The sequence below is a fragment of the Streptomyces sp. WMMB 714 genome (assembly GCF_900090125.1).
GTDB classification, from domain to species: Bacteria; Actinomycetota; Actinomycetes; order Streptomycetales; family Streptomycetaceae; genus Streptomyces; species Streptomyces daqingensis.
The window spans coordinates 68,600-88,697 of record NZ_FMHJ01000010.1 but is presented as its reverse complement, the minus strand read 5'-3'; the positions used below and the strand labels follow the sequence as shown (position 1 = coordinate 88,697).

Here is a 20,098-nt window from a genome sequence, read left to right as displayed (position 1 = left end):
CGGAACGGCCTTCTAGTCCTTCTTGCCGTCCCCGGACCTGCCCTCGTCCGCCTCGTCCTTCCCGGACTTGCCGTCCTCGGACCCGCCCTTGCCGGACACGTCCTTCCCGGGCTTGTCGCCGTCGGGACCGTAGGCGGTCATGAAGCGGTCGCGGAACTTGTCCATGCGCCAGACCGGGGTCTCCTTGTCGGGCCGCAGACCGTCCTTCCAGTTCCAGTCGTCGATGCGGTCCATGACCTCGTCGTCCTTGGCGATGACGGAGACCGGCACGTCCCGGCTCGCGTGGTTGCCGACGACGGTCGGGACCGGCTGGTGGTCGCCGAGGACGACGAGGACGGTGTCGTCGTGGCCGTACTTCTCCAGGTACGACGTGAGGGTCTTCATCGAGTACCGGACGGAACGGGCGTACTCCTGGCGCACCTGCCGTTCGTCCCGCCACACGTCCTTGGGGTCCTTGCCGGCCTTCTTGATCCGGTGGTAGACGGAGCCGTCGCCGAGCTCGTCCCAGTCGACCATCTTCGGCAGCGGCGCCCAGGGGTTGTGGCTGGTGGCGAGGATGATCTCCGACATGAGGGGCTTGCGGTTCTTCTTGCCGCTCTCCAGACGCTCGTACGCCTTCATCGTGTACTGGTCGGGCACCGGCGACCAGCTGAACTTGGGGCCCTTGTAGCCCATTTCGCGTGAGTCGTAGACATGGTCGAGGCCGTAGAACTTGCCCTCCGGCCACGCCTTGGTGACGCCCGGCATCATGCCCGCGGTCCGCCAGTCGTCGGTGCGCCGGAAGGCCCGCGTGAGAGTCAGCCGGTCGCTGGAGGTGAGGGTGCGGTAGCGCTGCTGGTTGTCGATCCACAAGCCCGACATGAACGTGGCGTGCGCCATCCAGCTTCCGCTGCCCGTCACGGGAGAGGTGAGCCAGCCGCTGCGCGAGGAGAATCCGGCTCCCTCCAGACTCGCCTGGCCTTCCGCGAGACCGGCGTTGACGCCCGCGGACATCTCCGGGTTCTCGATCGCGTCGCGGCCGTAGCTCTCGACGAACGCGAAGATGACGTCCTTGCCGCGCAGCCCGGTCAGCAACTCGTCCGGCGGTGTGTTCTCGAACTTGTCGTGGGCGGCTTCCTTGGCGAATATCCGCTCGTCCTTCAGCCCGTCCCCGACCTGCTCGATGCGGTTGTTGACGAGCCCCGCGGTGATCTTGGAGGCGACCGGCACGTCGATGCCCGGTATCTGCAGCGCGGCGAGGGTGAACCACGCGGTGCCCAGGGCCAGGGTCGTCCGCGTCGCCAGCCGGCTGTCGCGCAGGACGATGGGGCCCAGCCGGCGGACGGCGAGGGCGTTGAGGACGAGCAGGGCGATGATCAGTACGACGACGCCGATGACGGCTGCGATCGCCCCGGCCTTGCCGACCGAGTCCTCGAGGAAGGACTCGGCGTCGTCGAAGAGCACCCAGTCCAGGACGAGGTCGAAGGGGCGGTCCAGGAACTCGTAGAAGCCCATGTCGAAGAACTTCAGGACGGTCAGCAGGCCCAACGCGGCCCCCATGGCCGTGGCGGCGGCACGCCTCGCCCTGGGCGGGAGGACCAGCAGCAGCGCGACGCCGAAGATCGCCTCCCCGGGTATTCGCAGGAACGCGCCGAGCGTCAGGCGGTCCATCTCGTTCGGCAGGACGAGCGCGGCGAAGACGAGGAGAGCCGCCAGCACGCTCGTGCCGTGCTTCGTCCAGCGGGCCGCGGTCGGGTACTTGGCCCGCCAGCCCCGCACGCCACCGGAGGACTCGCCCCCGGCAGCGGCGGCCCCGGTGGCAGCGGCCCCGCCGGCGGCCCCCTTGTCCGCCCCCTCGTCAGCGGCGGCCCGGGTGCCGGCGGTCTCGGTGCCGGCCTCCTCGTCGACGGCGGTCTCCGTCCGAGCACTCTCCGAAGAGTCCGTCAGGCCGCCCTCCGGGGTCGCCTCGTCCTTTTTCTGCAGCCGGCGGGAGCTGGTGAAGAGCGGCAACCCGGAGGTCCTTCCTTGCGAACTTCTGTGCTGACACACGGCGGGCCCGGGTTCTGGGGGAACCGGGGGCGGCCGCCTGTGTACGGCTACGGCCTGCGGCGGGCCCCAGTTCGATCACCGAGGCCGCCTGCGCGGGCAGCGTACGCCGAGAGAGTGAACGGGTTGGCTAATTTGGCAGCCCGGACGGAGAACTTGCCAGCGCTTGGCATTACCCCGGAGAAGTCTTGAAGGTGCGGGCGCCTTCTCGCGTCCCGAAATGCGTCCCACCAGGAACAAAGAGGCACAAGGCAGCGGAAGCGGCGGGAAACGTACCGCTACAGGTCGCTCGCCCAGGGCGGGTTCGCGCCGCGCACCGCGCAGACCGCCGCCGCCACGCGGGCGCCGAACGCCAGGGCGTCCCGGACCTGGCCGGGACGGAGCCCGTCCAGGCGGCCGCCCAGTGCCCCCGCGCCGTGGAGCGAGTGCAGGAATCCGGCCATGAAGGTGTCGCCCGCACCCACGGAGTCGACGACGTCCACGTGCGGTGCGGGAACCCGCAGCCGCTCCCCGCCGAGGGACGCGAAGGCCCCGCCTGCGCCGAGGGTGACGACGACGAGGCGCACGCCGTCCCGGTGGAAGGTGTCCGCCGCTCTCTCCGGGGAGGTGCCCTCGGGCATGAGGTGGGCGAGGTCGTCGTCGGAGAGCCGCAGGATGTCGGCCGCGGCGCACCAGCGCGGCAACGCGGCCCGGTAGGCGGCAGGTTCGACGAGGAGCGGGCGCACGTTGGGGTCGACGGAGACGGTGGCGCGGGTGGCGGCGTCCTCCAGCAGCTCCTCGACGGCCGGGCCGCCCGGCGACCGCACCAGCGCGAGCGAACCCGTGTGCAGGCAGGAGAGCGGGCCGCCGGCGGCTGCGGCGAGCTCCTGCGGAGTCCACTGCCAGTCGGCGGTGTTCTCCGCGTGGAACGAGTAGTCGGCCCGTCCGTCGTCGTCGAGGTCGGCCACGGCGAGGGTGCTCGGTTCGCTCGCGTCCACCGTCCGGCTCAGGTCGACGCCGGAGGCGGCGAGGTGGTCGCGGAAGAGGCGGCCGAAGACGTCGGAGGAGAGCCGTCCGAGGAAGCGGGTGGGCGTGCCGAGCCGCGCCAGGGCGACCGCCGTGTTGGCGGGGCCGCCGCCGGGGAGTACGTCCAGCCCGATGGCGGGCGTGCCCGCGCTCCCGGACGGCGCCCGCACGAAGGCGTCGGCGACGCACTCCCCGAGCACCGCGACGGGGGCGGCGGGGGCGGCGTCGGCGGCGGGGGAAGTCGGTGCGGACGGCTCGGACTCGGGCATGCGCGGGACCTCACGGTGGGGTGGTGGGGTGGTGGAGCGGACGGGCCGGGCCGGTGCGGCCGGAGGCGGGCGACGGCCGCCGCGGCCCGCGCCGGAGTCCAGCAGCCGCCCGTTTCCCTGTCAACGACGGGCCGGCCGTAACGGGCCGGGAACGGGCACGTCCGGTGCGGCGCCGGGCAGCGGAGGCAGAAGCGGAAGCGGGATCGGAAGCGGGATCGGAAGCCGAAGGGCCGGTACGGCGGTGCCGCGTCGGTCCGAGTACCGCTCTCCCCAGGTCCGCACCCTCGCAGGCGTTATGTATCGTCCCGTCGCAGAAGCCCCCGGCGGAAGGAAACCCACTCAGTGCCACGGGAGCAGGCCGCCCAGCGCGAGGGCCTGGAGGAGCAGCTCGGACGTCTCGAAGGCGCGCCGTACGGCCGCTACAAGGGACTGGTCGGCACCTGGAGGCTGCCCGGTGACGGCGGGTCCGGTGCGACGCTGCGGCTGGTACGGGCCCAGGCCGACCCCTTCGCTCCGCCCGCGCGGGCAGCTCTCCACCTGCCGCCGGATGCCGCCGCGTTCCCCGCCGAGCTGTGGGCGACGCCCGTGCGCCGCCGGGCGCTGGCGAGCTTCCTGGCCCGGCGTGCGGCCGAAGCCGCCGACGGCGAGAAGTCGCTGCGCATCGACGCGGGCGGCCAGGAGGTGCTGGACCGCAGCTCCTGCACGGTCGGCGCCGACGGCGGTGTGACACTCCGCTTCGGCCTGGCCCTGCCGGGCAAGGGCCGCCGCATCGACGCCCGGTACGCGCAGCGCCTGATGTGCCGCACCGTGCCCCGCGTGGCGGAGCGTGCGCTGCGCCACGGGGCCCTGGACGCCGCTTCCGTACGGGAGTTCGTGGAGACGGTCGAGGACTCCGACGCCCTGCGCGCGGCCCTGCCCGGGCTGGGCCTGGTGGCGTTCGTCGCCGACGGTGCGGTGCTGCCGCGCGGCAGCGGCGTCGACGACCGCCCGGCGAGCGGCCCCGGAGTCGTGCCGTTCCTCTCGCCGGAGAACATGCGGGTGACGGTGGAGCTGCCGCACGCGGGCACCGTCACCGGCATGGGGCTGCCGGAGGGCGTGAGCCTGGTCGTCGGCGGCGGCTTCCACGGCAAGTCGACGCTGCTGCGCGCTCTGGAGACGGGCGTCTGGGACCACGTACCGGGCGACGGCCGTGAACGCGTCGTCTCACGGCCCGAGACGGTGAAGCTGCGGGCCGAGGACGGGCGACGGGTCGAGCGGGTCGACGTGCACGCCTTCGTCGACCACCTGCCCGACGGCTCGGACACCACGGACTTCTCGACGGACAACGCCTCGGGCTCCACCTCGCAGGCGGCGTCGCTCTGCGAGGCCGTCGAGGCGGGTGCGCGGGTGCTGCTCATCGACGAGGACACCGCCGCCACGAACCTGATGATCCGCGACGCCCGCATGCAGGCGCTGGTGGCGAAGGACCGCGAGCCGCTGACCCCGTTCGTGGACTCCGTACGCTCGCTCCACCGCGACCACGGCGTCTCGACGGTGCTCGTCATGGGCGGCTCCGGCGACTACCTGGAGGTCGCGGACCGGGTGCTGATGATGGACGCCTACCGTCCCTCGGACGTCACGGCGCGGGCCCGCGAGGTGGCGTCCGTGCCGACGGGGCGGCACGCGGAGGCCGAGTCCTTCCCCCCTGCCGTGCACCGGGTCCCCGAACCGTCCTCCCTGGAGGCCGAGTCGCGCGGACGCAGGCGCGTACGCTCCCGCGGGGAGGACACGCTGACGTTCGGCGAGCACGAGGTGGACCTGCGGTCCGTGGAGCAGATCACCGACTCCCGGCAGGTGACGGGCATCGGCCTCGCCCTCGAACTCATGGTGCGCCGCGGCCACGTGGACGGCGAGCGCACCCTCGCCGAGGCGCTGGACCTGCTCGACCGTGACCTGGCACGCGGGGCGGAGGCGCTGCTGGCGGTACGGGACGAGGACTTCGCCGTCCCGCGCCGCTTCGAGACTGCCGCCGCCCTCAACCGCCTGCGCGGCATGCGCGTCCACCGCCAGTCCCCGCGGCCGGCCGGGAACGGGACGGGGTGGGGCGCGTGACCGCCGACCCCGTGATGCGGACCGTCACCACCTGGTACCTGGAGCAGACCGCCCCCGGCGACCTGCGGGCGGCCGAGGGGCCCGACCCCTCCGCCGGCGTCCGGATCATGCGGGCGCAGGTGCCGAGCGCCGAGTTCAGCCGCTTCCTCTACGCGTCCGTCGGAGCGGACGTCGAGTGGACGGACCGGCTGCCGTGGCCCCGCGCGCAGTGGCAGGAGTGGCTGGAGCGGCCCGGCGCGGAGACGTGGGTCGCCTACGAGAAGGGCACCCCCGCGGGATTCATCGAGCTCGACGGCGCAAGCCAGGACACCTCCGCACGGGCCACCCGGCCCGGGCAGACCGTGGAGATCAGTTACTTCGGGCTGCTGCCGGCCTTCCGGGGGCGCCGCATCGGCGCCCATCTCCTGGAGTTCGGGGCGGCGCGCGCCTGGGACATGGCGGAGCGGTGGCCGGACAGGGAGCCGACGAACCGCGTGTGGGTGCACACGTGCAGCAAGGACGGGCCGCACGCACTGGGCAACTACCAGCGGCGGGGCTTCCGTATCTTCGCCAAGGAGGTCACGCGGGAACCCGCCCCGGCCGTGGAGCAGGGCCCGGCTCCCGCCGCTCCCCTGGTGCCGCGGCCGGACCGGCGGGAGCCGTCGCAGGGGTCCCGACCTGCGGATATGTGAGCGGCGACACTTCGTCCCATAAAGCGAGACGATTTCGTCCGTGATGTGGACGGCAGTGGACTGCCCGATCCGCGCCGTGCGAGGCTTCCGTCATGTCTCGCGCTGGAATCGCCTTGGTGAGTCGACGCCACGTCGACCTCGGCCGCATGTCCAGCGCCATCTGTCGGGCGGGCTGACAGTCCCAGCACCGCCGACACACCAGCCGCCCTCACTGACGCGGGCGCGCCCACTCCCCGCTCGAACTGCATCGCCCCTGCCTGCCCGTGGCCGCACGTCATCGACGTACGCGCAGGTCAGGGACGGTTGAGCGACGCCCGCTGCCCAGGATCGCTCCCGGGACCGGCCGCGCCCCCGACGCGGCGCCCGCTCCGGGAACCCCAAGGACGCCCGAAGGACGACCAACATGGCTGACACCTCCAAGCAGCCCGCTTCCGCGCCGAGCCGGCGCAAGGCCGGCCGCCACCGCGGCGAAGGCCAGTGGGCCGCTGGGCACTTCACTCCGCTCAACGGCAACGAGCAGACGAAGAAGGACGACGACGGTCTCAACGTGCGGACACGCATTGAGACCATCTACGCGCACCGCGGCTTCGACTCCATCGACGGGGCGGACCTGCGCGGGCGGATGCGCTGGTGGGGTCTCTACACGCAGCGGAAGCCCGGCATCAGCGGCGGCAAGACGGCCGTCCTGGAGCCGGAGGAACTGGACGACGAGTACTTCATGCTCCGCGTCCGCATCGACGGCGGGCAGCTGACGACGCGTCAGCTGCGCACCATCGGCGAGGTCTCGCAGGAGTTCGCGCGTGGCACCGCCGACATCACCGACCGGCAGAACGTGCAGTTCCACTGGATCCGCATCGAGGACATGCCGGAGATCTGGCGGCGGCTGGAGGGCGTCGGCCTGTCGACGACAGAGGCCTGCGGGGACACGCCGCGCGTCATCCTCGGCTCGCCGGTGGCCGGGATCGCCGCCGACGAGATCATCGACGGCACGCCCGCCATCGACGAGATCCACCGCCGCGTCATCGGCAATCCGGCGTACTCGAACCTGCCGCGCAAGTTCAAGACCGCGGTCTCCGGTTCGCCCCTCCTCGACGTCGCCCACGAGATCAACGACGTCGCCTTCGTCGGCGTGGAGCACCCCGACCACGGCCCGGGCTTCGACGTGTGGGTCGGCGGCGGCCTGTCCACCAACCCCAAGCTCGGGGTCAGGCTGGGCGCCTGGGTGCCGCGCGACGAGGTCGCCGACGTGCACGAGGGCATCGTCTCCGTCTTCCGCGACTACGGCTACCGGCGTCTGCGGACCCGGGCCCGCATCAAGTTCCTCGTCGCCGACTGGGGCGCAGAGAAGTTCCGACAGGTGCTGGAGGACGAGTACCTGCTGCGCAGGATGGCCGACGGGCCCGCGCCTTCGAGCCCCGTGCAGCAGTGGCGCGACCACATCGGCGTGCACCAGCAGAAGGACGGCCGCTACTACGTCGGTTTCGCGCCGCGCGTAGGCCGCGTCGACGGCGGGACGCTGGCGAAGATCGCCGACCTCGCCGAGTCGCACGGCTCGTACCGCGTCCGTACGACCGCCGAGCAGAAGATGATCGTCCTCGACGTCGCCGAGGACGAGGTGCAGGCCCTGACGGACGCGCTGGAGGCGCTGGACCTCACCGCCCGCCCCTCGGTCTTCCGCCGGGGCACGATGGCCTGCACGGGAATCGAGTTCTGCAAGCTGGCCATCGTCGAGACGAAGGCGCGCGGCTCCTCGCTCATCGACGAACTGGAGCGCAGGCTCCCGGACTTCGACGAGCCCGTCACGATCAACGTCAACGGCTGCCCCAACTCCTGCGCCCGCATCCAGGTCGCCGACATCGGCCTCAAGGGCCAGCTCGTCACCGACTCGGACGGCGAGCAGGTCGAGGGCTACCAGGTGCACCTCGGCGGCTCCCTCGGCATGGAGCCGGGCTTCGGCCGCAAGGTGCGCGGCCTGAAGGTCACCGCCCGGGAGCTGCCCGACTACATCGAGCGGGTGCTCCGCAACTTCCACGCGCAGCGCGAGGACGGCGAGCGCTTCGCCCAGTGGGCGGCCCGCGCGGAAGAGGGTGCCCTCAAATGAGCGAGCCTCGGCACGCGGCGACGGCTGGACCGAGGAACCGCGCAGCGACGAAGGAGCGAGCAGTGACGAGGGAAGCCGACGCGTGTGAGCGTGCCGAGGCTGAGCGGGGGACGGAGACACCATGAGCGAGCGAGCGGCACCGTTCTACTGCCCGTACTGCGGCGACGAGGATCTGCGTCCGTCCGAGGCGGAGACCGGGGGCGGCAAGGGCGCGCCGTGGGAGTGCGCCGCCTGCAACCGGGCGTTCCGGCTCTCGTTCCTCGGTCTGCTGGCCCGCGGCCTGGCGCCGGGGAGCCCCGCAGGCGGGGGCGCCCCGGGAAGCGGGAGCGGCGAGGGCGCCCAGGGCCCGGAAGGGGGCGTGACCCGATGACCACCGCTCAGCGGCACTCCGCGGCACAGCTGCGGCAGCTCGCGCTGGATGCGGGGCGGGAGCTGGAGGACGCGTCGGCGCTGGAGATCCTGCGCTGGGCGGCGGAGACCTTCGGGCGCCGCTTCTGCGTCACCTCCTCCATGGAGGACGCCGTGGTGGCGCACCTGGCCTCGCGGGTGATGCCGGGTGTGCGGGTGGTCTTCCTCGACACGGGCTACCACTTCCCGGAGACCATCGGAACGCGGGACGCCGTGGCCGCCGTCATGGACGTCGAGGTCGTCACGCTGACGCCGCGCCGGTCCGTCGCCGAGCAGGACGCGGAGCACGGCCCGAAGCTGCACGACCGCGACCCCGACCTGTGCTGCGCGATGCGCAAGGTCGCGCCGCTGGAGGAGGGGCTCCGCGAGTTCGACGCGTGGGCGACGGGCCTGCGCCGCGACGAGTCGCCGACGCGTGCGGGCACGCCCGTCGTCGGCTGGGACGAGCGGCGCGGGAAGGTCAAGGTCTCCCCCGTCGCCCGCTGGACGCAGCAGGACGTCGACTCCTACGTCTCCGAGCACGGCGTGCTCACCAATCCCCTGCTCTCGGACGGATACGCGTCCGTCGGCTGCGCCCCGTGCACCCGGCGCGTCCTCGAGGGTGAGGACGCCCGCGCCGGACGCTGGTCCGGTACGGGCAAGAGCGAGTGCGGGATCCATCTGTGAGCGCGGACGCGGAGGCCCCGCTTGAGGACAGGGAGCGGGAGATGAACGGAACGGCCGAGGGCGCGACCGTCTGGCTGACGGGCCTGCCCAGCGCGGGCAAGACCACCATCGCGGGCGTGCTCGCCGCGCAGCTGCGCGCGGCGGGCCGCCGCGTGGAGGTGCTGGACGGCGACGAGATCCGCACGTTCCTCTCGGCAGGGCTCGGCTTCTCCCGCGAGGACCGCGACCTGAACGTGCAGCGGATCGGTTTCGTCGCCGAGCTGCTCGCGTCGCACGGCGTCATCGTCCTGGTGCCGGTCATCGCACCGTACGCGGACAGCCGCGAGGCGGTGCGCAAGCGCCATCAGGCCGGCGGCACCGGCTACTTGGAGGTGCACGTCGCCACGCCGGTGGAGGTCTGCTCCGAGCGTGACGTGAAGGGTCTGTACGCGCGGCAGGCGTCCGGGGAGATCTCCGGGCTGACGGGCGTGGACGACCCGTACGAGGCCCCCGAAGAGCCCGATCTGCGGATCGAGGCCCACCGGCAGGGCGTGGAGGAATCCGCCGCGGCGCTGCGGGCGCTGCTGAGTGAGAGGGGACTGGTGTGACGACGGCGATCACGACGCTGGAGGAGAAGGACAACCCCTACGCGCTGTCGCACCTGGACGCGCTGGAGTCGGAGGGCGTGCACATCTTCCGCGAGGTGGCGGGGGAGTTCGAGCGCCCGGTGATCCTCTTCTCCGGCGGCAAGGACTCCATCGTCATGCTGCACCTCGCGCTGAAGGCGTTCGCTCCGGCGCCGGTGCCGTTCGCGCTGCTGCACGTGGACACCGGGCACAACTTCCCGGAGGTGCTGGAGTACCGCGACCGGGTCGTGCGGCAGCACGGGCTGCGCCTGCACGTCGCCTCGGTGCAGGAGTTCATCGACCGCGGCGAGCTGAAGGAGCGGCCGGACGGCACGCGCAATCCGCTGCAGACGGTGCCGCTGCTGAACGCCATCGAGACGTCCCGTTTCGACGCGGTCTTCGGCGGGGGCAGGCGCGACGAGGAGAAGGCGCGCGCCAAGGAGCGGGTCTTCTCCCTGCGCGACGAGTTCGGCGGCTGGGATCCGCGGCGTCAGCGGCCCGAGCTGTGGCAGCTCTACAACGGCCGGCACGCGCCCGGGGAGCACGTGCGCGTCTTCCCGCTGTCGAACTGGACCGAGCTGGACGTGTGGCAGTACATCGCGCGCGAGCGGATCGAGCTGCCCGCCATCTACTACGCGCACGAGCGCACCGTCTTCTCCCGGTCCGGCATGTGGCTGGCGCCCGGCGAGTGGGGAGGCCCCGGCGAGGACGAGCGCGCCGAGCGGCGCCTGGTCCGGTACCGCACGGTGGGCGACATGTCCTGCACCGGTGCCGTCGACTCCGACGCCGACACCGTCGAGAAGGTCATCGCGGAGATCGCCGCCTCCCGTCTGACCGAGCGCGGCGCCACCCGGGCCGACGACAAGCTCTCGGAGGCAGCCATGGAGGACCGCAAGCGCGAGGGGTACTTCTGATCATGAACTCACCCGCCACGCCCGCCGGTTCCGGCTCGCTCGACGACGCGCCGGCCGCGACGTCGCTGCTGCGCTTCGCCACCGCCGGCTCCGTCGACGACGGCAAGTCGACCCTCGTCGGACGGCTGCTGCACGACTCGAAGTCCGTGCTGAGCGACCAGCTGGAGGCCGTCGAGCACGCCTCCCGCAGCCGCGGCCAGGACGCCCCGGACCTCGCCCTGCTCACCGACGGCCTGCGCGCGGAGCGCGAGCAGGGCATCACCATCGACGTCGCCTACCGCTACTTCGCCACGCCCCGCCGCCGGTTCATCCTCGCCGACACCCCCGGCCACGTGCAGTACACCCGGAACATGGTCACCGGGGCCTCCACCGCGGAGCTGGCCGTCGTCCTCGTCGACGCCCGCAACGGCGTCGTCGAGCAGACCCGCCGGCACGCCGCGGTGGCGGCGCTGCTGCGCGTCCCGCACCTGGTGCTGGCCGTCAACAAGATGGACCTCGTGGGCTACGACGAGGGCGTCTTCGCCGCCATCGCCGAGGAGTTCACGCGGTACGCCGCCTCGCTCGGCGTTCCGGAGATCACCACGATCCCCATCTCCGCGCTCGCCGGCGACAACGTGGTGACGGCCTCGGCGCACATGGACTGGTACGGCGGCCCGACCGTCCTGGAGCATCTGGAGACCCTCGCCGTCACCGACGACCCCGGCGAGGACCCGGCGCGCTTCCCCGTCCAGTACGTCATCCGGCCGCAGACCCCCGAGCACCCCGACTACCGGGGCTACGCCGGGCAGATCGCGTCCGGCCTGCTGCGCGTGGGCCAGCGCGTCACGGTGCTCCCCTCGGGAGAGAGCAGCACCATCGAGGCGCTGGACATGCTGGGCGAGTCCGTCGACGTCGCGTGGGCGCCGCAGTCGGTCACCGTGCTGCTGGCCGACGACCTCGACGTCTCCCGCGGCGACATGATCGTGCCGTCGGACGCGTCCGTCACCGCCGGCCAGGATCTGACGGCGACCGTCTGCCACCTCCACGACACGCCCCTGAAGCCCGGGGCGCGGGTGCTGCTGAAGCACACCACGCGCACCGTCAAGGCGATCGTGAAGGAGATCCCCTCCCGGCTGACGCTCGACGACCTCTCCCAGCACCCCGAACCGGGGCGGCTGGTGGCCAACGACATCGGACGTGTCGTGCTGCGCACGTCCGAGCCGCTGCCCGTCGACGCCTACGCCGACTCGCGCCGCACCGGCTCGTTCCTGCTCATCGACCCCGCCGACGGTTCCACACTGACCGCAGGCATGGCGGGCGACGCCTTCGCCGAAGCCGTGCGGGAGGCGAAGGGCAGCACCGCCGCCCCCGACGACGACGGCTGGGACTTCTGAGGCCGCCGGCAGCCGCCGACGTGCCGAAAGCCCTCCGGAACGGACTCACCACCATGCACGCCGCCACACGACCCGCCCTCGCGGTCATCGCACACGGCAGCCGCGACCCCCGGCACGCCGCGACCGTCGACGCGCTCTGCGCGCGGGTACGGGCGCTGCGCCCCGGCCTGCGGGTGGAGTCCGGCTACCTGGACTTCGACGCCCCTTCCGTGCCCCGCCTGCTGGAGCGGCTGGACGCGGAGGGCGTCCGGGACGTCGTCGCCGTGCCGCTCCTGCTCAGCCGCGCCTTCCACGCGAAGTCCGACATCCCGGCCGTCCTCGGCGAGGCGACCGCTCGGCTGCCCCGTCTCGACGTGCGGCAGGCCGGCGTGCTCGGCCCGCATCCGCTTCTCCTGACCGCCCTGGAACGGCGGCTGGGGGAGGCCGGACTGGCCGGAGCGTCGCCGGACGAGCGGCGCTCGACCGGAATCGTGCTGGCCTCGGCCGGTTCCTCCGACCCGGAGGCGATCGCAGCGATCGCACAGACCGCGCGGGAGTGGCGGCGCACCGCAGGCTGGTGCGCCGTGCGGCCTGCGTTCGCCTCCGCCGCCCTGCCCCGCACCGCCGACGCCGTCCGCGGGCTCCGCGCGGACGGCGTCGAGCGGGTGGCCGTCGCCCCGTACGTCATCGCGCCGGGGCGCCTCCCCGACCGCATCGCGGCCGGTGCGCGCGAGGCGGGGGCCGACGTGCTCGCGCCCGTGCTCGGCGCCACCGGCGAGCTGGCCGAGGTGCTGGCTCTGCGCTACGACGAGGCGGCGCGCCGGCCGGGCCGCGCACGCCGCCCCGTCGCTCTCAGCGCCTGACGCCCGGCGCGCGGTTCGGCTCGTACTTGTAGCCGACCCGCCGCACGGTGACGATGCGCTCCCTGTGCTGCGGGCCGAGCTTGCGGCGCAGCCGGGCGATGTGGACGTCGACGGTGCGCCCGTCCCCCACGTGGCTGTAGCCCCACAGCGCCGCGACGAGCTGCTCGCGTGTGTGCACGCGGTGCGGGTTGGCTGCGAGGTGGGCGAGCAGTTCGAACTCTAGGTAGGTCAGGTCGAGTTGACGGCCGTCGGCCTCCACGGTGTGCTGCTCCGTGTCGATGGACAGCCCCTCCCCGGCGGGAAGCGGCTGCCCGGCGGGAAGCGGCTGCCCGGCGGTCGCCAGGGGTTGCCGGGCCTCGCGGGCCTCGCGGGCCTCGCGGGCCGGGAAGGGTCTGAACTCGGCCCGTACGCCCTCTGCGGCGAACAGAGCCTCGGGGTCCGTTCCTTCCGGAACGAGGACGAGGTAGCCGACGAGGGGCGGGACCGGTTCCTGCCGCACGTCCTCCTCGACGACTCGGAGATGGCGCGCGGCGGCGGAATGGGCAGTGGAATGCGGGGAATTCATTGCGGGGCTCCTTCGGGAAAGCCTCGTGAGCGAACGGCCCGGCGGCGCCACCGGTCCCGCCGCTTCCGCGAGAATTGCCCGCGCGGTTTCCCGGCGGGGGCGCACAGGCTTCACGCGGACCGGGCGTCAGCCGGTACGGAGCGGGTCGGGGAATGCCGCCGGGAAAGGAATACGACGGCGTTCGGCCGCGAATTCCCGTACGGGAGAGGGGGGGATCGACCGCAGCGCAGGAGGGCTTCCGCCGGACGTCGGCGGGCTTGCGCGCGAGGTGGAATCAGCCGGAGATCAGGGCTCAGGAACCGGCGGCACAGAGCGCGCTGGCGTGCCGTCGAAGGTCGACGTGCAGACGCGCGACAAGGTTCGCAGAATGATTCACAGAATGAGGATGCCAGCAATTCCCGTGGGCCGTCAACGAATTCGCCGCTCGTCTCGAATGGCGGATGGGAGCCTTCTCGGGGACGCGGCCGGCAACGCAGAGAGAACCGCCCGCCGCGGCCCTCGGGGGCCTTGGCGGGCGGCTCTGCCGCTCTGATCGAGCGGGTGTCGCTCAGGTGGTGCTCAGGGTGCTTACCAACCAGGGGTCAGTTGCTACCCGTTGGGGATCGCCCTGTTCACTCGGCAACGTTGAGGAGCAGGTTCGGGGTCTCCCCGGTCGGGTTGGATATCTTGTCCTTCAGGGCGCCGTCGGTCAGCCCCTTGGCCACGTCGGCGGGCTTGGCGTCCGTGTTGGCGCCGAGGAAGAGCGCGGCGGCGCCGGTCACGTGCGGCGCGGCCATCGAGGTGCCCGAAAGCGTCTCGGTGGCGTCGTCGCTGGTGTTGGAGGACGAGACGATGTCCACGCCCGGGGCGTAGATGTCAACGAGCGGGCCGTGGTTGGAGAAGTCGGCCTGCGCGTCCTTGTCGTCGCTGGCTGCGACGGTGATGGCGTCCTTCACACGGGCCGGGCTGCTGCCGTCGGCGTCCGCACCCTCGTTGCCCGCGGCGATGCCGTAGGTGATGCCGGCGTCGATGGACTTCTGGACGGCCGCGTCGAGCGCCTCGTCCGCCGGGCCGCCGAGCGACATGTTGGCGACGGAGGGGCCCTTGGCGTTCTCGGTCACCCAGTCGATGCCCGCGACGACCTGCTCGGTGGTGCCGGAGCCGTTGTCGTCGAGCACGCGGACGGCCACGACCTTGGCCTTCTTCGCGACACCGTGGTCGGTGCCGGCGACGGTGCCCGCGACGTGCGTGCCGTGGCCCTGGCCGTCGTCCGCGTTGTCGTCACCGTCGACAGCGTCGAAGCCGTGCGAGGCGCGGTCGCCGAAGTCCTTGTGCGTGATGCGGACACCGGTGTCGATGATGTAGGCGGTGACGCCCTCACCCGCGGTGTCGGGGAAGGTGTACTTGTTGTCCGCCTCGGTGGGCTCCTGGTCGATGCGGTCCAGGCCCCACGACGGCGGGTTCTCCTGCGTCTCGTTGATCGTGAACTTGTGGTTCTGCACGACCTTGTCGACGCTGGAGTCGCCGGCGAGCTCGCGGGCCTCCTGCGCGCTCAGACCCTTCGCGGAGAACCCGTTGATGGCGGAGTCGTAGGTCTTGTTGACCTTGCCGCCGTACTCCTCGGCCAGGTCCTTGCCCTGCGCCTTGACGGAGTTGGCGCCCTTGCTGTCCTTCAGCATGACGATGTAGCTGCCGTCGATCGCACCCTTGGCCTTGGTGCCGTAGACGTGGCCCTCGGTGGTGGAGGAGGCGCCGGCGGTGCCCACCAGGGTGGCCGCGCCGATCACGGCGGCGGTGACGCCGACGGCCAGGGTGATACGGCGACGCTTCGCCGACTTCTCCGCATTGCTAGGCGTGTTTGCCATGACGAGGGGTCCTCCTCGTGAGGTGTGGGGGGTTGTATGTCTGTTTCGCAACCCGGGCAGCTTGCGGCGGTGATCCGCAACCGGGTGACTCGAAACACTGTCTGATTGATCCCCGGACCTCAAGCACTCTGAACTTGTGTGACATAAACAACTCCAGAGGCGCACGGCAAAGCGCCCTGTATCACCCCAACTTGACCTGACGACGCGTCAGTTCGGTCAGATATCTGACCGCGGGGAGAACGCTCCGGTAACTTCGGCCCCTCCTGCGGCAGCCCGTCCCGTGCTCCGGGCGCCCTCACGAGGCTCCCCGGCGGCGGACGTACCTGGCCCCGCGAACCCGCCCGTCCGGCGGCGCCGTTCGGGATCCGGTTCGCTGCGTGAACGGGGTGACGGGAGGCCGGTCCGCGCGGCCGCCTCAGCTCGCGAGTTCGGTCAGCCGCTGCACTGTGCGCCAGTTGCGGCCGGTCATCGTCACTCTCGGCCGCACCGCTTCCAGGGCGGCGGGAAGTCTACTGCGGCCCATTCCGTCCGGGAAGTAGCAGTACACGGCGCTGCCGACGTGCTCGAAGACGTCGGGCGCGAAGGACGAGGCGTCGATCGAGTCGAAGTGCCCCTTCGGCGGGGCCTCTTCCAGGAAGAGCACCAGCAGCTTCGCCGGGTCCAGTTCGGCGGCCGGGTAGGGGCACGCGGCGGCCACGGCGCGCAACTCCTCGGCGGTGCGCACCAGGCAGGGCACTTCGAAGCCGAAGTGCTCGGCGACGGCCCGCTCCAGCAGCGGGCCCGGATCAGCGTCGTCGGTGGTGAAGACCGCGTTGCCGCTCTGCAGATAGGTCCGGACGTCGACCCACCCCAGCCCGGACATGAGCTCCCTCAGCCGGTCCATGGGGACCTTCCTGTGTCCGCCTACGTTGATCCCCCGCAGAAGCGCCGCATACGTAGTCATGTGCGGCAGCTTAGAAGAGCGGACCCCCCGTCTGCGGGAGGTCACGCACCCGGGCGCCGTTCTCCGCGCCCCTCAACTCCCCCTCGACGCACGGGTTTCCGCCACCCCGGGGCCACCGGCGCGGTGGCCCCGGAGAGCATCCTCGATGATGTCCGCGGCCTGCCGCGTTCCTCCCTCCGCGGCCACCGCGGCCTGCGCCCGGGCGCACCGCCCCGCGACCTCCGGGTCGTCCACGAGCGACTCCAGCGCCTCCCGCAGCGCCCGCGCCGTCGCCTCCTCCTTCGGGACGTGCCGGGCGACGCCGAGCGAGACGAGCATCTCCGCGTTGCCGAACTGGTCGACGGCCTGCGGGACGGCGATCATCGGAGTGCCCGTCGCCAGGCCCTCCTGGCTGCCTCCCGCGCCCGCGTGCGTCACGAAGGCGTCCGCCTCCTGCAGCACCGCCAGCTGCGGCACCCACGCGTGCACTTCGACGTTGGCGGGAAGTGGGCCCAACTCCTCGGCGCGGACGTGCTTTCCGATCTGCAGCACCACGTACCAGCCCCGCAGCCCGCCGAAGGCCCGCAGGCACTCCCGGTAGAAGTCCGGTTCCTTGGTGAAGGCGGAGCCCAGCGAGACCAGCAGCACCCTGTCGTCCTCCGCGCCCGGCGGCCGCCGCCACCGCCCCTGGTGGGAACGGTCGCCCTGGCAGGCGCCGACGAAGGTGTACACGCTCTCGTCGACGCGGTCCGCGTGCGGCTGGAGCAGCCTGGGGATCAGCACGAGCGACCGGTCCGGGCGACCCGCGAAGTCGTCCGGCCCCATCGGCATGCCGTTCTCGGCGAGCCACGCCGCGAACCGCTCGTAGTAGGCGGCCCCGCGCGGCGTCGACTTCAGCTCGGCGGCCATGGGGCCCGACACCTCCTCCTCGTACCCCTCCCACGCCACGAGGTTGGGCGAGAGCTGGATGTGGGGCACGCCCCAGCGGTGGGCGAGCACCCGCGAGGGATAGGAGGTGATGTCCGAGAGCACCAGGTCCGGCACGTCCCCCTCGTACGCCGCGGCGAGCTGCGGGAGGGCCTGCCGTGCGTCCTCGAGGAACGGCTCGACGTGGTCGATCAGTTCGGTGCCCCACGCCGCCGGGTCGTCGTCCTCGCCCGGGAGCGTCGAACGGTAGAGGCGCGGCTGCGCCCCCGTTTCGGCCACGAGACCGGCGAACGCCGGCGGGATCGCGTACGTGACGCGGTGCCCGCGCGCGACGAGTTCGCGGACGACGTCGAGGCTGGGGTTCACATGGCCGTGGGCGGCGATGCTGAACATGGCGATATGGGCGGCAGGCGCCGTCGGAGCGTTCACACATTCACGTTAGACGAGACGTAACGTCTCGTGCAACGCCGAGGGCTGTCCACGGCCCGGACGGGAAGAGGGCATCGGGGAATCCGGCGGCGGGCCCGCGGTTCGCCTCCGGCAGAGGCGGCAGCTCGGCGGCAAGGGCTCTCAGGAGACGGGACGCGAGTCGGCCCAGGCCGACTCGAACTCCTCGCGGTAGGTCTGGAACAGGCCGTGCACGCCTTCGTCCTGCGGCTTGCCCTGCCCGGCGCCGCGCTGCACGATGTCCCGCCCGCTGCCCCGCAGCACCAGCACCGGCGACTCCATGCCCCGGACGCGGCGCAGATAGTGCTGGACGACGGCCAGCCCGTCCGCTCCGTCTCCGTCGACCATGTACGCGCAGAACCGGGGTGTCTCGTCGAAGACGTGGATCTCGAACGCGGCGGGGTCCCGCAGCCGGGAGCGCACCCGGCGCATGTGCAGGATGTTCGTCTCGACGGTCCTGCTCAACTCACCTTTCTTTATGCCGAGTTCGCGTTCGCGCCGGCGTACCGCACTGCTCGCCGGGTTGAGGAAGAGCAGGCGCGTCCGGCAGCCCGAGGCGGCGAGCCGCACCAGGCGGCGGCCCGAGTAGTTCTGCACGAGGAGGTTGAGCCCTATGCCCATCGCGTCCAGCCGCCGCGCCCCACCGAACAGGTCCTCCGCGGGGAGCTGCCGCAGCAGCCGCACACGGTCGGAGTGGACGCCCACGACATCGGCGAAGCGGTCGCCGACGAGGTCCTCGACGGCGTCGACCCGCAGCCGGTGCGCCGAGGGCGCCGCCTCCCCATTGGCGCCCAGCAGCTCCAGCAGCCGCGCGCACATCCGCTCGGCCTGCGCGAGCACCGTCTCCGAGAGGGCGCGGTTGCGGGCGACGGCGCTGCGCGCCACCTCCAGCTCATCGAGGGCGAGTTCGACCTCGCGGCGCTGCTCGATGTACGGCTCGAAGCAGGGCCAGTGCTGCACCATCAGCTCACGCAGCTGCGGCAGCGTGAGGAAGGAGAGAACGTTGTCGTCCGCGGGGTCCAGCAGATATCCCTTGCGGCGGCTCACTTCCCGTACGGCCACGGCGCGCTGGACCCACTCCTGGCCGGCCGGCCCGGCCGCCGCGATGACCCAGTCTTCCCCGTGCACGGGCTCGTAGATGGGTCTCAGCACGGCCGACACCACTGCCCGCAGCCGCTGTTCGACGAGGTTCAGCCAGACGTAGGCCCGTCCTGCACGCCGTGCACGGGTGCGCACCTCGGTCCAGGCGTCCGCGTCCCAGTCGAGGTCCGCGCCGATCTCCATCGGGCGGGCGACGGAGACCGCACCCGCGGGCGCGTCGGTGGCCTCCGCCTCGCCGCCGTCGCCGCCTTCACCTGGGGGGAGTTCAAGCCCTCCCGCACCCACCCGCGCACCGCCTTCCTAGCCCCGTTGAGCGATCAAGGAAGACTACTGCGGTGCCTGGAGCACCGCACCCTGAACCCCCATCAACTCGCTCTGGGAGTACGGCCGTAGGGGACGGCGGTGCGGATTTCGTCCGGAACGCGGTACCTGCGCCGGGCGCGGGCGCGAACCGAGCGACCGCGCGGGCGAGGACAGTCACCTGGTCACGCCTTCCTTCCGGGGGTTCCACAGACCCTCGTCCTACCCGCTGACCGGACCCGCGCGCTACTCCGACAAGTCGACGGACACGGGTAATTCACCGTTGCCCCGCAGCCCTCACGTACAGCCGCCCCGACGTAAGCACGCGACGGCGGCCGGGCGGGCGGACCGACGGAAAGGCGGACCGGCGGACCGGCGGACCGTCAGAGCCGCGGCGGCGGCCCCGGCGGCATCTCCGGCGGCGGTCCCGGTGGCAGGGCCGGCGGTGAGGCGGCGGGGGGCGGCTGGGCCACGACGAGCCGGAACCCGATCTGGCCGAAGCGCACCACGTCGCCGGGGCGCACCGTGACGGAGCCCGTCACCCGGCTCCCGTTCACCCAGGTCCCGTTGCTGGAGCCCAGGTCGCGCAGCTTCCAGCTGCCGTCCCCGACGCTGCGCAGCTGGGCGTGCGCGCGGGAGACGGTGTAGTGGTTCAGCCGCAGCATCGAACCCGGCGCGCGGCCGATCGAGAAGGGGTACGAGGCGGGGGCGGGCAGCAGAAGCTCCGGCAGCCGCTGGGACTGCCACGCCTTGCGCACGCGCTGCCTGAAGTCGAAGAGCCGCGTGATCGCGGCGACGTACCAGCGGCTGCGGGGGCGGCGGGTGGGCAAGTCCTGGAGGACGGCGTCCAGTTCGCTGTGCCACTGCGCCCTGAGAATGACGTCCGTGCGCCGCATGAAGGTGTCCTGGGAGACCCGGCCCTGTGCGGCTCCCTCGCGCAGCACCTCAAGAGCCCGCTCCCGGTCCGCGTCCGACAGGCGCGGCGGGTAGGCGCCGAACTCGAGAGATGTCATGCCCACATT

The 20,098-nt window shown here is 72.3% G+C and carries 19 protein-coding genes; 10 read left to right on the top strand and 9 right to left on the bottom strand.

Annotated features, from left to right (window positions below):
- Positions 1–12: 12 nt before the first annotated feature.
- Both H181DRAFT_RS18925 and H181DRAFT_RS18920 read right to left on the bottom strand, forming a co-directional pair.
- The gene (locus H181DRAFT_RS18925; protein ID WP_052708641.1) at positions 13–1,989 is read right to left on the bottom strand and encodes an alkaline phosphatase family protein; all 1,977 of its coding nucleotides are present in this window, start codon (positions 1,987–1,989) and stop codon (positions 13–15) included.
- A 314-nt stretch (positions 1,990–2,303) separates the two neighbouring features.
- Positions 2,304–3,299, bottom strand: coding sequence for a carbohydrate kinase family protein (locus H181DRAFT_RS18920; protein WP_078895832.1), 996 nt, complete (start codon positions 3,297–3,299; stop codon positions 2,304–2,306).
- Between the two features lie 342 nt (positions 3,300–3,641).
- Between H181DRAFT_RS18920 and H181DRAFT_RS18915 the strand changes: the two genes are divergently transcribed.
- From H181DRAFT_RS18915 to H181DRAFT_RS18875, 10 genes are all read left to right on the top strand, one after another.
- Positions 3,642–5,390, top strand: a complete 1,749-nt coding sequence (locus H181DRAFT_RS18915) for an ABC-ATPase domain-containing protein (RefSeq protein ID WP_045865732.1) — start codon at positions 3,642–3,644, stop codon at positions 5,388–5,390.
- A gap of 14 nt (positions 5,391–5,404) precedes the next feature.
- A complete protein-coding gene (locus tag H181DRAFT_RS18910) occupies positions 5,405–6,061 on the top strand; it encodes a GNAT family N-acetyltransferase (protein WP_078895851.1) in 657 nt (218 codons plus the stop codon).
- Positions 6,062–6,153: 92 nt separating this feature from the next.
- On the top strand, positions 6,154–6,237 hold the full coding sequence (locus H181DRAFT_RS30240) for a putative leader peptide (RefSeq protein WP_350257049.1): 84 nt from the start codon (positions 6,154–6,156) through the stop codon (positions 6,235–6,237).
- A gap of 227 nt (positions 6,238–6,464) precedes the next feature.
- Positions 6,465–8,162, top strand: coding sequence for a nitrite/sulfite reductase (locus H181DRAFT_RS18905; RefSeq protein ID WP_045865731.1), 1,698 nt, complete (start codon positions 6,465–6,467; stop codon positions 8,160–8,162).
- A 121-nt stretch (positions 8,163–8,283) separates the two neighbouring features.
- Positions 8,284–8,532 (top strand): hypothetical protein, encoded by a 249-nt coding sequence (locus H181DRAFT_RS18900; protein ID WP_045865730.1) that lies wholly within the window; start codon positions 8,284–8,286, stop codon positions 8,530–8,532.
- The gene (locus H181DRAFT_RS18895; protein WP_045865729.1) at positions 8,529–9,236 is read left to right on the top strand and encodes a phosphoadenylyl-sulfate reductase; all 708 of its coding nucleotides are present in this window, start codon (positions 8,529–8,531) and stop codon (positions 9,234–9,236) included. Before H181DRAFT_RS18900 ends, H181DRAFT_RS18895 begins: the two co-directional genes overlap by 4 nt.
- A complete protein-coding gene (gene cysC / locus H181DRAFT_RS18890; protein WP_302622648.1) occupies positions 9,233–9,823 on the top strand; it encodes an adenylyl-sulfate kinase in 591 nt (196 codons plus the stop codon). The genes H181DRAFT_RS18895 and cysC overlap by 4 nt, the downstream gene beginning before the upstream one ends.
- The gene (gene cysD / locus H181DRAFT_RS18885) at positions 9,820–10,755 is read left to right on the top strand and encodes a sulfate adenylyltransferase subunit CysD (RefSeq protein WP_045865728.1); all 936 of its coding nucleotides are present in this window, start codon (positions 9,820–9,822) and stop codon (positions 10,753–10,755) included. Before cysC ends, cysD begins: the two co-directional genes overlap by 4 nt.
- A gap of 2 nt (positions 10,756–10,757) precedes the next feature.
- A complete protein-coding gene (locus tag H181DRAFT_RS18880; RefSeq protein ID WP_045865727.1) occupies positions 10,758–12,128 on the top strand; it encodes a sulfate adenylyltransferase subunit 1 in 1,371 nt (456 codons plus the stop codon).
- Positions 12,129–12,181: 53 nt separating this feature from the next.
- On the top strand, positions 12,182–12,970 hold the full coding sequence (locus H181DRAFT_RS18875; RefSeq protein WP_045865726.1) for a sirohydrochlorin chelatase: 789 nt from the start codon (positions 12,182–12,184) through the stop codon (positions 12,968–12,970).
- Here H181DRAFT_RS18875 and H181DRAFT_RS18870 read toward each other — a convergent pair.
- The 7 genes from H181DRAFT_RS18870 to H181DRAFT_RS18845 form a co-directional block, all read right to left on the bottom strand.
- Positions 12,960–13,535, bottom strand: a complete 576-nt coding sequence (locus H181DRAFT_RS18870; RefSeq protein ID WP_045865725.1) for a winged helix-turn-helix domain-containing protein — start codon at positions 13,533–13,535, stop codon at positions 12,960–12,962. The genes H181DRAFT_RS18875 and H181DRAFT_RS18870 overlap by 11 nt on opposite strands.
- A gap of 292 nt (positions 13,536–13,827) precedes the next feature.
- Entirely contained in the window at positions 13,828–13,911 is an 84-nt protein-coding gene (locus tag H181DRAFT_RS30235; protein WP_368073275.1) for a putative leader peptide, read from the bottom strand.
- Between the two features lie 235 nt (positions 13,912–14,146).
- Entirely contained in the window at positions 14,147–15,379 is a 1,233-nt protein-coding gene (locus tag H181DRAFT_RS18865; RefSeq protein WP_045865724.1) for a S8 family peptidase, read from the bottom strand.
- 415 nt (positions 15,380–15,794) lie between these two features.
- Positions 15,795–16,322 carry a DUF1697 domain-containing protein gene (locus H181DRAFT_RS18860; protein ID WP_074467938.1) on the bottom strand — a complete coding sequence of 176 codons (528 nt, stop codon included), beginning with the start codon at positions 16,320–16,322 and terminating at the stop codon, positions 15,795–15,797.
- 72 nt (positions 16,323–16,394) lie between these two features.
- A complete protein-coding gene (gene mgt / locus H181DRAFT_RS18855) occupies positions 16,395–17,621 on the bottom strand; it encodes a macrolide-inactivating glycosyltransferase (RefSeq protein ID WP_045865722.1) in 1,227 nt (408 codons plus the stop codon).
- A 177-nt stretch (positions 17,622–17,798) separates the two neighbouring features.
- Entirely contained in the window at positions 17,799–19,061 is a 1,263-nt protein-coding gene (locus tag H181DRAFT_RS18850) for an SAV2148 family HEPN domain-containing protein (protein ID WP_045865721.1), read from the bottom strand.
- A 398-nt stretch (positions 19,062–19,459) separates the two neighbouring features.
- Positions 19,460–20,089: a DUF1707 and FHA domain-containing protein gene (locus tag H181DRAFT_RS18845; RefSeq protein ID WP_074467937.1), complete on the bottom strand. Its 630-nt coding sequence runs from the start codon at positions 20,087–20,089 to the stop codon at positions 19,460–19,462.
- Between the last annotated feature and the right edge of the window lie 9 nt (positions 20,090–20,098).

Excerpts from the sequence above, each read along its gene's own strand:
- H181DRAFT_RS18870 (WP_045865725.1), bottom strand. The coding sequence starts at position 13,535 with ATGAATTCCCCGCATTCCACTGCCCATTCCGCCGCCGCGCGCCATCTC.
- H181DRAFT_RS30240 (WP_350257049.1), top strand. The coding sequence starts at position 6,154 with ATGTCTCGCGCTGGAATCGCCTTGGTGAGTCGACGCCACGTCGACCTC.
- mgt (WP_045865722.1), bottom strand. The coding sequence starts at position 17,621 with ATGTTCAGCATCGCCGCCCACGGCCATGTGAACCCCAGCCTCGACGTC.
- H181DRAFT_RS18880 (WP_045865727.1), top strand. The coding sequence starts at position 10,758 with ATGAACTCACCCGCCACGCCCGCCGGTTCCGGCTCGCTCGACGACGCG.
- H181DRAFT_RS18905 (WP_045865731.1), top strand. The coding sequence starts at position 6,465 with ATGGCTGACACCTCCAAGCAGCCCGCTTCCGCGCCGAGCCGGCGCAAG.
- H181DRAFT_RS18875 (WP_045865726.1), top strand. The coding sequence starts at position 12,182 with ATGCACGCCGCCACACGACCCGCCCTCGCGGTCATCGCACACGGCAGC.
- H181DRAFT_RS18920 (WP_078895832.1), bottom strand. The coding sequence starts at position 3,299 with ATGCCCGAGTCCGAGCCGTCCGCACCGACTTCCCCCGCCGCCGACGCC.
- H181DRAFT_RS18895 (WP_045865729.1), top strand. The coding sequence starts at position 8,529 with ATGACCACCGCTCAGCGGCACTCCGCGGCACAGCTGCGGCAGCTCGCG.
- H181DRAFT_RS18860 (WP_074467938.1), bottom strand. The coding sequence starts at position 16,322 with ATGACTACGTATGCGGCGCTTCTGCGGGGGATCAACGTAGGCGGACAC.
- H181DRAFT_RS18910 (WP_078895851.1), top strand. The coding sequence starts at position 5,405 with ATGCGGACCGTCACCACCTGGTACCTGGAGCAGACCGCCCCCGGCGAC.
- H181DRAFT_RS18900 (WP_045865730.1), top strand. The coding sequence starts at position 8,284 with ATGAGCGAGCGAGCGGCACCGTTCTACTGCCCGTACTGCGGCGACGAG.
- H181DRAFT_RS18845 (WP_074467937.1), bottom strand. The coding sequence starts at position 20,089 with ATGACATCTCTCGAGTTCGGCGCCTACCCGCCGCGCCTGTCGGACGCG.
- H181DRAFT_RS18865 (WP_045865724.1), bottom strand. The coding sequence starts at position 15,379 with ATGGCAAACACGCCTAGCAATGCGGAGAAGTCGGCGAAGCGTCGCCGT.